The sequence below is a fragment of the Exiguobacterium qingdaonense genome (assembly GCF_018617855.1).
Classification (GTDB): domain Bacteria; phylum Bacillota; class Bacilli; order Exiguobacteriales; family Exiguobacteriaceae; genus Exiguobacterium; species Exiguobacterium qingdaonense.
Map to the genome: position 1 here is coordinate 1 of NZ_JACSKY010000008.1, position 12,617 is coordinate 12,617.

The 12,617-nt window shown below is 50.0% G+C and carries 14 protein-coding genes; 4 read left to right on the forward strand and 10 right to left on the reverse strand.

Features of this window, described 5'->3' with window-relative positions:
• From KNP00_RS09730 to KNP00_RS09755, 6 genes are all read right to left on the reverse strand, one after another.
• Positions 1-854, reverse strand: an 854-nt coding sequence (locus KNP00_RS09730) for an RNA-guided endonuclease TnpB family protein (protein WP_215144655.1), incomplete at its 3' end; no start/stop codon positions are given.
• An 86-nt stretch (positions 855-940) separates the two neighbouring features.
• Positions 941-1,651 carry a hypothetical protein gene (locus KNP00_RS09735; RefSeq protein ID WP_215144657.1) on the reverse strand — a complete coding sequence of 237 codons (711 nt, stop codon included), beginning with the start codon at positions 1,649-1,651 and terminating at the stop codon, positions 941-943.
• 121 nt (positions 1,652-1,772) lie between these two features.
• Positions 1,773-1,985 (reverse strand): DUF2922 family protein, encoded by a 213-nt coding sequence (locus tag KNP00_RS09740; RefSeq protein ID WP_215144659.1) that lies wholly within the window; start codon positions 1,983-1,985, stop codon positions 1,773-1,775.
• Positions 1,986-2,012: 27 nt separating this feature from the next.
• Entirely contained in the window at positions 2,013-2,225 is a 213-nt protein-coding gene (locus KNP00_RS09745) for a hypothetical protein (protein ID WP_215144662.1), read from the reverse strand.
• Positions 2,226-2,251: 26 nt separating this feature from the next.
• A complete protein-coding gene (locus KNP00_RS09750) occupies positions 2,252-2,392 on the reverse strand; it encodes a YvrJ family protein (RefSeq protein ID WP_215144664.1) in 141 nt (46 codons plus the stop codon).
• 67 nt (positions 2,393-2,459) lie between these two features.
• Entirely contained in the window at positions 2,460-2,669 is a 210-nt protein-coding gene (locus KNP00_RS09755) for a hypothetical protein (protein WP_215144666.1), read from the reverse strand.
• A 279-nt stretch (positions 2,670-2,948) separates the two neighbouring features.
• On the opposite strand from KNP00_RS09755, the gene KNP00_RS09760 reads away from it, so the two are divergent.
• Complete coding sequence (locus tag KNP00_RS09760; RefSeq protein WP_240542822.1) at positions 2,949-3,431, forward strand: MerR family transcriptional regulator; 483 nt, start codon at positions 2,949-2,951, stop codon at positions 3,429-3,431.
• A 49-nt stretch (positions 3,432-3,480) separates the two neighbouring features.
• On the opposite strand, the gene KNP00_RS09765 is transcribed toward KNP00_RS09760, so the two are convergent.
• From KNP00_RS09765 to KNP00_RS09775, 3 genes are read right to left on the reverse strand one after another with little or no spacing between them, the layout of a single operon-like run.
• Positions 3,481-3,825, reverse strand: a complete 345-nt coding sequence (locus KNP00_RS09765) for a YxeA family protein (RefSeq protein ID WP_215144668.1) — start codon at positions 3,823-3,825, stop codon at positions 3,481-3,483.
• A gap of 13 nt (positions 3,826-3,838) precedes the next feature.
• Positions 3,839-5,671: an ABC transporter permease gene (locus KNP00_RS09770; protein ID WP_215144670.1), complete on the reverse strand. Its 1,833-nt coding sequence runs from the start codon at positions 5,669-5,671 to the stop codon at positions 3,839-3,841.
• Positions 5,658-6,419, reverse strand: a complete 762-nt coding sequence (locus KNP00_RS09775; RefSeq protein ID WP_215144673.1) for an ABC transporter ATP-binding protein — start codon at positions 6,417-6,419, stop codon at positions 5,658-5,660. The genes KNP00_RS09770 and KNP00_RS09775 overlap by 14 nt, the downstream gene beginning before the upstream one ends.
• A 106-nt stretch (positions 6,420-6,525) precedes the next feature.
• Between KNP00_RS09775 and KNP00_RS09780 the strand changes: the two genes are divergently transcribed.
• On the forward strand, positions 6,526-7,215 hold the full coding sequence (locus KNP00_RS09780) for a response regulator transcription factor (RefSeq protein ID WP_215144675.1): 690 nt from the start codon (positions 6,526-6,528) through the stop codon (positions 7,213-7,215).
• 12 nt (positions 7,216-7,227) lie between these two features.
• The gene (locus tag KNP00_RS09785) at positions 7,228-8,601 is read left to right on the forward strand and encodes a sensor histidine kinase (protein ID WP_338082270.1); all 1,374 of its coding nucleotides are present in this window, start codon (positions 7,228-7,230) and stop codon (positions 8,599-8,601) included.
• A gap of 15 nt (positions 8,602-8,616) precedes the next feature.
• On the opposite strand, the gene KNP00_RS09790 is transcribed toward KNP00_RS09785, so the two are convergent.
• On the reverse strand, positions 8,617-10,464 hold the full coding sequence (locus KNP00_RS09790) for a sensor domain-containing phosphodiesterase (protein ID WP_215144678.1): 1,848 nt from the start codon (positions 10,462-10,464) through the stop codon (positions 8,617-8,619).
• 279 nt (positions 10,465-10,743) lie between these two features.
• Here KNP00_RS09790 and KNP00_RS09795 point away from each other — a divergent pair, with 279 nt between their 5' ends.
• Entirely contained in the window at positions 10,744-12,516 is a 1,773-nt protein-coding gene (locus KNP00_RS09795; RefSeq protein ID WP_215144680.1) for a C40 family peptidase, read from the forward strand.
• Positions 12,517-12,617: the final 101 nt, after the last annotated feature.

Here is a 12,617-nt window from a genome sequence, read left to right on the forward strand (position 1 = left end):
ACCTGCAGGGTCTCGATGCCGATGACGTCGTGGTTTTTGACGATCTCGGTCGACACCTTGTGCAGGAAGTCGGTGCGTCTGTTGGCGATTTTCTCATGGATGCGGGCGACCTTCCGCTTCTGCTTCTGGTAGTTCTTCGCCTCGGACAGTCTCACCTTCTTGTTCAGGGCGATGCGTTGGCGACGGGACAACTTGCGTTGCTCCCGTGCCAGTTTCTTCTCGAGCGTACGGAAGTAACGGTCGTTTTGGTACACCGTGCCGTTCGACAGGGTGGCGAAGTGCTTCAGCCCGACGTCGACGCCGACCGATGAACCCGTCCTCGGCAGCTCACCGATCTCCTGCTCTACGAGAAGGGACACGAAATATTTGCCCGAAGCCGTGCGTCGGATCGTGGCGTTCAGGATGCGACCCTCGACCTGTCTCGAGTGGGCGAACCGCACCCATTTCAGCTTGGGTAACTTGAGTCGATTCCCGACGATCGAGACCTCGGGGAGCTGGGACTTCCCCTGGATGTTCGCCGTATAGGATTGGACAGGGTTCCGCTTCGACTTGAAACGGGGATGATTTCCCTTTTTCCTGAAGAACTTCTTGTACGCGTCGGCCAGGTGTTTGACACTGTTCTGGACGGCCGTGCTGTCCACTTCCGTCAACCAGCTGAACTCCTGCTTGAGCGTGGGAAGTGCTTTCGAGCAGGCATCATACGACAGTCCCTTGCCGGTCGCTTCATGGGCCGCGTCCCATTTCGACAGGAAATGGTTGAACACGAACCGGGAACAGCCGATCGTCTTGGCGATCAGGATTTCCTGTTCCTTCGTCGGATAGATCCGGAATTTATAGCCCTTGTGCTTCATCATGAGGTTCACCCCCTTTGAAGATATTTTACCCGAAAGAGCGGTTCGCGGTTCATCCCTCACTTTCTCGTAAGCCCTGTCCTTAACGTTTAGAAGTGGGCGTATTCTCGCTTAATTTTGATAAAGAGTCGATCGGTCTTCGACTCAAAATTGATGGACAACGATTCATTCGGAAACGTCGTTTTTCCTAGTTCCTCTCCCGTCTCAAGTGAGAGATGTGTGATCGACTTGTCGGACGTATTGAATGCAATCAATTCATCAAGGTTCGTCCCTAATATCAGACTTTGTCCTGAAATGAGTGGGTATGTCCTTTTGACCGTTCCAAACAGATCCGTCAACGCCCACTCGTTTTTGTACGAATCACGCCAAAGCATCACGTCTCGGCTGGCATCATACGAGACGAGATACGCCCGATGTGGTGATTCTAAAGATTCAATTCGAGACGTCGTCCCGTCTCGCTGGACGCGGATGAGGGGGCGGTCATATTGGGGAACTGCGATCCATTCTTGTCTGTCGAGACTCGCAATCCATGAGCGGACGCCGCCGTAGCCCTCCTCGTCATCGGATGAGTGCGTCGTTAAGTTCCCGGGAAAGTCGATGATAACGGTGGACTGATTGTTCGGGTCATGCAGTCGCGTCTTTCCGTCCTGATAGTCTAGGTAAAATGGTGATTGCGGGATCACTTTGATCGATTGTTCGAGTTTCGACCCGGCCTCGATGACAGAAGCAGCCCACGCCTCCTCCCTCGGCACCACAAGCAATATCATCATCAGCATGATGGCATACATATATCGTTTCAACTTTTTACAAACCCTTCCTAATTTTATTTATTTTTTGCTTCTTTAAATATAATTGTTAATTTTGATTTTTGAAAGATAATTATGTAAAAAAGAAGCATCGCGATTGCGATGCCTCTCGACCTTACTTCTCACTCAATACGGTCTGCGTGCCTTCAATCATCTTGATTTCGGTCCATTCGATCACATTTTTAGCGAGTGGGTCGTTTGCGACCATGAAGTCGGCGAGTGCTTCTACTTTCTGAGCATCGACCGGTTGCTTCACATTGTTCAAGCGGAAACGTACGACCTTGTGGAATGTGTCGAAAAATGAAATTTCAAGTTTTGTGTCAGTCATGGATTATTCTCCTCCTTAGGGTATGGGTTAGACTAAATCGTACTCACGGACGATGCCGAGATCTACGTCCTCCTGAATGACGAGGTCAATCAAGAGACGACCGAAGGCGTCGACCGTGTCCGCCGTGAGGTCGGCACGAATCGGACCGAACCGTTGTGCTTTTTTCGTCGGTTTTGCTGAGTCAAGATCATGATGAGTCGTCAAGACAAACGTCGCTTTCTTTTCAGTTAAGACAGCCATAATGGATGGCTCCTTTCAGTGGGGGATTAGGTTTCTGACAAGGTCGAGGTATCCATTCGTTCGAGCAGCTGGATCATGCGATCGAGCTTCGTCTCAATCCGGTGAAGTAAATAGAGCGAGACGACGATTGGAAACCCGAGGTTCGAGATGAGTTCGGGCCAACTCATGTGACCACCTGCTCATCGTGCCGGGAATCGGCTTTCGGACGAGTGAGGTTGTTCATAAGTCCTCCCTTTAATACACTAAAAATTCTTGGGCCACGATGTAGTTGACGGATTCGGCTTCAATCAATGCTGTGAGCAGGTCACCGAATTGTTTCATCCGTGCTTCGTCCATCTGACTTCCAAGAGGTCCGTAGCGAACGAGCTGTTTTTTCTCTTTGCCGTCGACTTGTCGCCGGGTGTCCAAATAAAGCATCGTCGCCGCTTCTCGATATGTTGCCATCTGTCTCACCTCCTTCGTCCTTATTAACCGTTCACATGAAGAAAGTGCTCATTCTATTTTTCTAATATAGTCCACGACAAAAGTCCTATATTGTCTGAATTTTTATTCATTTTTCATATAGCGATTGCTTTTCTTGAGTTTTCATACCATTTAGGGTATCTTATTGTTCGGCAGACATTGTTCAAAAATACGTCAAAAGTCCCATGAATCATTTCCCCTCTTTGAAAAAACTGTAAGTTAAATTCTTGTAAATGGGGTACGATACGTAGGAGGACATTTTTGAATGACCAGTCAGTCTTGAAGAAGGAGACCCATATGATGAACAGCTTAGACCTTGCAAGCACCACCACTATTCCTTCCGCTCAACACGACTTCGACCAAGCCGACCTGATGTTTTCAGCAACCGATTGGGATACATACCGACCGGAACAAGGAAAACCAATTTCGTATAAAGAGCAACAATTGATTGTCTATCCGCTCAAAGAATTAAGCCGGGCCTTCAGTGTGGCCGGCATCCCCCGTAGCCAACAGCAGTTGATCAAATGGGAGACAGATGGCGTCTTGCCACCTACCCCGTTTACATTCGGCCGGAAGCGATTCTATACGGAAAATCAGATTCGTACGATCGTCGACATCGCTTTAGAGTGCGGATTACGTCCACGGACACACGTCAAAAAGACGAATTTCTCTAAATTGGCGCATCATGAATTGACGTACATACTACAACTTGAACTGAATGAGTATGAAGCGCCTGTCGTCTAAACAGGCAAAAGCCATCCGCCATGATGCTCATGACGAATGGCTTTTTCTATTACCAGTGGCGAGTCACTTTTTTGGGAACGTCATCACGGCTAACCTCGTCGTACGACGTGACACCATCATTGTCATTGACGTATAAGCGTAAATATGCGCCCTCACGAAGTTCTTTGTCTGCGGTAAATGTGACCTCTTTAGACTCTCCCTCTGACGTGAATGCAGGTTGCGTATAGACGTATCGTTTCATTACACCTCCATTTTTAAGCGTCGTCTCTTCCACATCCGTTGCTGCTTGGACTTGAACGAAAAGATGATCTTTCCCCATTCGATTCCAATCTACTCGAACTAATCCGACAACGAGCAACATCACAACAAAAACAATCCCAATCCATTTCTTCATTTTCCTTCTCTCCTTATCGAATCGCCGTCATGAAACGACGAACCGTGATGACATAATAAATTGCGTAAATGACCGAATAAATTCCCATCCACACGAGGACCGGTATCGTGAAATTCATGCCCAACAAATTAGAAAATGCGATGAGCGCCACTGTTGCGTGTAGAATTCCAATCGCAAATGGGGCGAGGAACACGACGACAATCTGTTGTCGTACCGTCCGACGTACGTCACAATCGGATATCCCGATCTTCTGTAAAATCGCATACTTTGCCCGGTCGTCCTCAGCCTCGGTCATCGTCTTGAAGTAGATGACGCTACCTGTCGCGACGAGAAAGACGAGCCCGAGGAACGTCCCAACGAAGAGGAGTGCCCCGTTCATCGCCATCGTCTCGGCGTACATTTCCGGTGCACTCGAGAACGATTCGAGCCCGAGCCCCGCTAGACGTTCGGACTGATCGCGCTGATCTTTGAACGACGCCGTGAGGGCGACGTGATACGTCTCGCTCGGTTCCGTCATCGTCTTGAACATGTCGTCGTCCACAACGAGGAACGACCCTCCGAACGTCATCACGTTAAGCGGCGACTCTTCAAGACGCTTTGACACATTGACCGTCTTTCCTGACAGTTCGACCGATTTAAAATTTTCCGAATAACGTTCGTCATAGAACGGGTCGACCCATACGGCCTCATCCCGTTTGAACGGTGCTGGTTCCGCCAAGCCAACACCTTGCAGAAGATGACGATAAGTCGACTCATCAATGACCCCGAGCTCACGCTCTCCGTACTGCGCTTCGGTCCGAATCGTCTTTTGCTCGACGTTTGATTCGAACGTCGCTCCGTTCACCTCGATTGCCTCCCCTTTCCAAGCATACGTATAGGGTGTATACGAGGCGACATTCTCTTCCGCGTAATAGTAGACGCTGAAGATGGCACCACCTGCCGTGATTGCTGTCGCGCTGATGATGCTGATCAATGTAAGTGTCTTGGCGTTCCCACGAATGCGATAGAGAAGCTGTGACGTCGTCAACAAATTGAGTCGCTTCCACGACCAGCGCTCTTCCCCTTTCAACCACGTCAATCCGAAGATCAAGACACTATGGAAGAGAAGCGCCGACCCGATGACACTCAATCCGATGATGAGAAGCGGCATCACGAGTCCGAGCGTTTTCCAAAGTGAGGACGTCATCAAATCCTGAAGTGCGAGCCAGTACGCCACTCCAATCGTGAGGACGCCCGTGAGCGCGACCCAGCCTTTCGCTGTCGGAATCCCTTCCCCGCTCTTGTCCGCATGGAACAGGTCAATCAATTTGAAGTGATAGATGACTCGGTAGCCTTGGAACGAAGTGAAGAGGAAAATCGCAAGAAAGACGAGGAACGTCTCGATGAATGCCGATCTCGAAAAGGCGAATCCGATGTTCAAGTTACTGTCCATCAGACGCATCAACAATTGTAGGAGAATGTTTGCCCCGAAAATTCCGAGAATGATCCCGATGACCAAGGACACCGCTCCGATAACGATATTCTCAAACAAGAGTAAGAGTCCAATCTGTTTCTTCCGGACGCCGAGTAAAGAATAGAGCCCGACCTCTCGCTTACGTCCTCTCAAAAAGAAGGCGTTCGAATACGCGATGAACAGGGCGACGAACAACATCAAGATGAATGTCGACGTGCTCATCAACCCGCTGATTTTCTTTGACGTCTCCGCAAGCGCACTGATTTCATGGCTATGCTTCAGTGTCGCGAACGTGAAGTAGATGACGATAGAAAAGATTGTCGTCCCGACATAAAGTGCATATCGAGACAGATTCCGTACGACGTTCTTTTTAGCGAGCTCAAACAGTGTCATTGACTACACCGCCTTTCGCGAGCTCTTCGAGAATCGATTGATAGAATTCGTCCCGTGAGGCGTTGCCGCGAATGAGTTCTTTCTTCAACTGTCCGTCTTGAATATAGAGAACACGACGACAAAAACTTGCGGCGAAGGCGTCATGTGTCACCATCATGATGGTCGTCTCTGCTTCATTCAACCGAGCGAGCGTGTCTAACAGATCGGTCGCCGACTTCGAGTCGAGCGCACCGGTCGGCTCATCGGCAAAGATGAGTTTCGGGTCCGAGATGAGCGCCCGACAAACGGCCGTCCGTTGTTTCTGTCCTCCTGAGATTTGGTACGGGTACTGCTCGAGAATCCCTTCGAGCCCGAATCGCTTTGCCAACCGTTCGACTTTTGCACGTGTCTCGTGAACGGGCGTCTTCGAGACGGCAAGCGGGAGCAACATGTTTTCCCGAACCGTCAACGAGTCGAGCAGGTTATAATCCTGAAAGATGAATCCGAGATGGTCACGCCTGAAATCAGCGAGCGCCTCCTCGTTCATCGATGCAATGTCGTCACCTTCTACCAATATCTCACCTGACGTCGGCGTGTCGATTGTGGCGAGGACGTTGAGTAACGTCGACTTCCCGGCCCCGGAAGGTCCCATGATGCCGACGAACTCGCCATGTTCGATTGTGAAAGAAACATCGTCGAGCGCTCGGAACGTCGCACTTCCTTTTCCATATGTCTTTTGAATCGTTTTTACTTGTAGTAATGTTTCCATGTTCAGCACCTCTTTCTGTCCCTTACATTACGCCCCCTGTCTTAACTCCAATTCACGCGTACCTTACATAATCCTTAAATGATATGCTTAGACAGAGGTGATGACGATGGAACGACCACGGATTCTCATCGTGGATGACGAACAAGATTTATGTATGTTGATTCAACGCGCGCTTGAAAAGGAAGGGTTTCATGAGATTCGCACCGCTCACACGCTGAAGGACGGGTTGGCCGTCTTCGAGACGTTCCGCCCTCACTTGGCGATTTTAGACGTGATGTTGCCGGACGGGGAAGGCTATCAGCTCTGCCAACAGATGCGGGCGCAGTCCAATATCCCAATCCTCTTCCTATCTGCCAAATCGGAAGAAGTCGATAAACTGCTCGGTCTTGCCATCGGTGGTGATGACTACATCACGAAGCCGTTCAGCCCAAAAGAAGTGGCATTCCGTGTCAAGGCACAGCTCCGACGGATATCGATGATGGAAGCGCCAGTAGCCGAGACGACGACCGTCGGGCCCTTCCAAATGAATGAAGATGAGACGGAAGTGTATGTGAACGGGGAACGACTGGAGTTGACGGCTAAGGAGGTTGGTCTCCTCGCCTGCTTTTTACGCAACCCGAACCGAATTCTCAGCAAGGAGACGCTGTTCACGCAAGTATGGGGCGAATCGTTCTTTGGGTCGGACAATACCGTTATGGTTCATATCCGGCGCCTTCGTGAAAAAGTCGAACCGAATCCGTCTGAACCGACATATATCAAGACGGTCAAGGGACTTGGCTATCGGTTGACGGTGTAAGGAGCGGTCATGATGAAATGGAAACTGACTGGTCGCTATTTGTTGTCAATCCTTCTCATTGTCGCGCTTGTCGTCCTGTTGAACATTGCAATCTTGTTCGGTCTCCTCATCAATGACCGGACAGGACTTGACGATGTGGAAAGCAACTCGGGAGAAACATTTACTCGAAACTTCAGTACGTATCTGTCACTCGAGGATGGCGAACCTACCGTGTCAGAAGCTGGACGCGAAGCCCTTCGCCAATCAGGTGCATTCGTCCGCCTTTTAGATGAAACGGGACGTGTCGTCAGCGAGGTCGACGCCCCGAGTGGATTACCAGACGCCTATTCTCCGGTTGAATTGATTCATATCTATAAATATATGGATGATGATCTCCGACTCTACTTCGTCGGGGAATATGAATCGTACAGTTATCTCATCGGTGTGCCAGAGGCAAGTGAACGTCGGGTGCTCTTTATGTTAGACGAACAGGCGGTTCTTTCGTATATCACGAAGGCGTTCTTTTGGATACTCGTCGTCGATTTGCTCGTCGCCGCCTTGATCGGTGTATTGTTCAGCTCACGATTGACGCGCCCCGTCTACCGCTTGACCGAGCGGATTCAACAGCTGAAGCAACGTGACTTTTCGACCGCCGAACCGAAGCGATCTGGAATTTATCGTCCGGTCTTCCATGACTTGAATGCCGTCTCACAGACACTTAAAACGTATGAACGTCAGCGTGCAGAACTCGATGACCGTCGGAAAGAATGGATGAGCAACGTCTCGCACGACTTGAAGACCCCGCTCGCCTCCATCCAAGGGTACGCCGAATTGCTCGACGATGATTCTCTAGACGACACCGAGCGCAGACAATACGCCCATGTAATCGAGCGTCAGGCTAAGTATATGAAGGAACTGCTCGACGATTTCAATTTGACGATGCGTCTGCAGCACGGCGACTTTCCGCTTACCCTCGAAGAGACAAACCTCGAGCCGTTCGTCCGTGAGCTCGTGATTGACGTGTTGAACGATTCTCGCTTCAGTGAACGCCACATCGAGTTCGATGCCACTCAAGCAGCGACCATTTCGCTCGATCGGCACTTTATGAAGCGGGCCCTGCTCAACTTTTTGTATAACGCCCTTCTCCATAACGATGAGTCGGTGCGTGTGACGGTACACATCGAGAGTGACGTCATGACGATTGTAGATGATGGAAACGGGATTGCGGAATCTGACTTGCCTTATATCTTTGAACGCTATTACCGAGGCACGAATACAGACGACGCACGCGGAAGTGGTCTAGGCATGGCCATCTCACGAGACATCATCGAAGCCCACGGCGGGAAGGTCGAAGTCGACAGTACACCAGGACACGGCACCACAGTCCGAATCACACTTATGCCATAAGAAAAAGGGACGCACTTAAGCGTCCCTTGTCTGTGTCGTATAATCGCTAATCCACGCTTCAAGTTCTTCAAGCGGCAACGGTTTGGAGAAATAATAGCCTTGCATCTCGTCACACCCGAGTTCGCGTAATGCGTTCCACTGCTCAAGCGTCTCGACTCCTTCACACACCGTTTTCAAATTCAGACCTCGCGCCAAATCGACGATCGATTCGACGATGACGTTGCCGGTCGGATCATTCTCGGTCACTTGAATGAACTGCCGATCGATTTTAATCTCATGAATCGGATAATGCTTCAAGTAAACGAACGCCGAGAACCCCGTCCCGAAGTCGTCGATTGAAATCGAGAACCCTTCTTCTCGGAACGCGACGAAACGGTCGATGACGTGTTGCTGGTTCTCCATCCCGACACTCTCGGTGATCTCTAACGTCAAGTAACTCGTACAGACGCCTTCCCCATGCGCAATTTGAACAAACTTCTCGACGACCCCTTCTGATAGGAAGTGGCGAGCCGATAAGTTGAGGGCGAGCTCGTAATAATCTCCCCGGTCGTGCCAGCGCTTGAGCTGACGACAAGCCGTCACGAACGCCCATTCCTCCAAATCGATGATGACGCCCGTCGACTCGGCGAGCGGGATGAAGTCGAGCGGTGGCACGAGACCACGCTCCGAGTGATTCCAGCGCATCAACCCTTCAAACCCTTTTAGGTCACCGGTCAAGGCATCAATCTTCGGTTGGTAGTACAGCAAGAACTCGTTCCCGGCGAGTCCACTCCGCAAGTTCATCTCTAAAATGAGGCGGTTCGCTGCCTTCGTCCCCATTTCCTCCTCGTAAAAAACGATGGCTGCCCGTTGCAGGCTCTGCTCACTTGCAGCGACTCTCGTCCGATGAATCATCTGTACAGTCGTGACACCGTCCTGTTCGACCGCAATGAACGCACTCATCGTCAAAATGACTTCTAGTTCATCGACGATGAATGGATTGCGAACGAGTAATTCACAAAGCTCGTCAGCGACCGTATACAGTTTGATTCGGTCCCCATAAGGAAGCCACATCGCAAATCCCGACTGAGACAGACGACATAAGTTTGATTCATCAATCAAGCCACGTAAGCGATTCGCTACCTCACGCACAATCTCATCCGACTTCTCGATCCCAATGGCGTCTTCAATCGACCGAAAATCATCGACTTTTATATACACCATCGCACCGAGTTGTTGCGACTGTCGTTGCCGCTCGGCATCCACCTTCTCGATAAACCCAACGTCTTTCAAAAGACCGGTCAATTCATCGGTGTAGGCTAAGCGGCGAATGTGTGTATCCACGGCCTGCCGGTCAAGCCGGAAGTACAGGATGGCAATGAAGTCCGCAAGCGTACTTACAATCAACTCTTCAAGATAGCTCCACTCCCGTGGCAAAAACGTCTCGCAACAAATGACGCCTTTCGCACGATTGTTCGCATAAATCGGCGCATCGAGCATCGAACAAATGCGTTGTCCTTCGACAAAATATTCTGCATACAGCTCTTTCACCCATCGGTGATTTCGAACATCCTCGAACGTCAGCACCCGGTTCGTCTGAAGCGCATCAAAGTAGTCTGGTGCGAGTTCGCGATAAACCGTCAACTCTGGATAATGCGTCCCCGATTCATGAGAATAAGCGACTTGACATGAGATGGATTGGTACGTTGCATCAAAATGCCAAATCGACACCGTGTCGACCTTCAACATATCGGCGACGATTTCACACATATACCGAATCGCTTCTTGGACCGTTTTTTCAGTCACAATCGGCATCCGCACGAGTTCGAACAACTTCTCTTGATGTTTACGATAGGTTCGGTTTGAAAAGTTCTTCTCGATCATCAGTTTGTACCTCGCCAAATGTAGTTTGAACTTATAATAGCATGAAACTTTAGACGTGACGGTTTCCAAAATTCAACAGAAAGTCAATATTCCCTCTTTTTTTAATCGATTCAAAAACCATTAATTACCATTTATAAAATATTGACCTCATTTTCAAGAAAGTGGCGTGAATTGACCATTTGTCCCATTGCTCCCTTATTTCGTCTCACCGTACAATAAACTTGTACTGTTTCACTAGTTGAATTGTTTCGTTCTCACTTTTTGAAGGGATGTTACGCTATGAATCCAAAGTCTGGTCTCACCTACTCATTCGCGGCTCTCGCGGCGGTCAGCGTACTGGCTCAAGCAGATGAAGTAGCCGCGACAAACACACACACGGTCCAATCCGGTGATACGTTGTGGTCCATCAGCCGTTCTTACGATGTGTCCGTCGCGACAATCAAATCGTTGAACAGGCTCTCCTCTGACCGCATTCGTGTCGGTCAAAAGCTGATGCTATCGGGTAGCTCATCTGTGGTGACAGGCGGTTCAGCGTTGACCACCACAAGTACGAACAACGTCATGACGACACATGCGTTGAACATGCGACTCGCCGGGGGGTCTTGGCATCGTGTCCTCTTGACGATTCCAAAAGGGAAGACGCTCACGCCAATCAAATCGAACGGTTCGTGGACGAAAGTCAGTTACGGCGGACAGACCGGGTGGGTGCACAACGATTATTTACAAAAAGCACCTACATCAAGTAGTACAGACAAACCGACAACGGTCGCACCGAGTGGGGTGACGGCTCAAACGAAAGTCAACCTGAATCTTCGCTCCTCAAAGTCTACGAAAACGACTGTGTTGCTCACGATTCCAAAAGGAAAGACGGTCACCGTATTAGCCGTTGAAAAGTCTTGGTCGAAAGTAAAGTACGGCTCGACAACCGGATATGTCGCCAATACATATTTAACGACAACAGGAGCAGCGACACCTACGACACCGAGCCCCGATTCCTCGATCAACCAACAGTTCGTCACGACTGCAAACTTGAACGTAAGGCAAGGCGCAGGCATCGGGTACGCCCTCGTCACGACCATCCCGAATGGCACGGTTGTTCAGGCGACGAAACAGTCAGGTAGCTGGTACTACGTCACGTATAACGGAAAATCCGGATACGTGAGCGCTGGTTATTTAAAACAAACGACCACGACACCGAGTGACCCCACACCGAATGAAGGGGATGCCGGTGCTGGCAACGCCACTGTCGATTACATCGTCAATACCCCGTCATTGAACGTTCGCTCGAGCTCTTCGACGAACGCGACAATCATCGGGAGTGTCAAAGCGGGACAGACGTTGCGCGTCATCCAGTCGTCGAAAGGCTGGCTACAAATCTACTATGGCAACACGGTCGGCTTTGTTGCTTCTTCATATGTCAAGACGGTTCCGAAAGGTTCGACAGACGGGCCATCTTGGGTCGAAGGGTCTTATGATGCGAACTCCTATTATACGTACTCCCCGACATCAATCCGGTCACAGGCGAGCGAGTCAAGCAGCACGGTCGGGTCGACACTTCGCGGAGAACTGTTGAATGTGATCGGGGAGACCGCGACCCACTATCGCCTCTCATCAGGATTCGTCGCAAAGTCAGCCGTCACGGAAATCAAAGGGCAAAGTGCCCAGTCAACACGACTTTCGACAATCGAAACAGCCAAGCGATACGTCGGTACACCTTATGTTTGGGCATCGTCTAGTCCGGCAAACGGTGGATTCGATTGTTCAGGACTCATCTATTATGTATTCAACCAGTCCGGCGTCAGCATCCCACGGACAAACGTGGTGAATTACTGGGGGGGCGCTTACTTTGGACCTCAATTACCGAAGTCGTTCGTCCCGCAGGCAGGTGACCTCGTTTTCTTTGAGAACACGTACACCGCAGGACCATCGCATATGGGCATCATGATCAATTCCGATACATTCATCCATGCCGGCTCATTCGGATTAGGATATAACCAGATTAGTAAAGAACCGTACTGGCAATCTCGCTTGATCGGTTATAAGCGACCATGACTTTGGTCACACTGAAAAACCCGACGAAAGTTGGGTTTTTCTTTCATTTTGCAGGATTTTCATCCTATGACCCGAAATCGAAAGTATGATGAAAGAAAAAG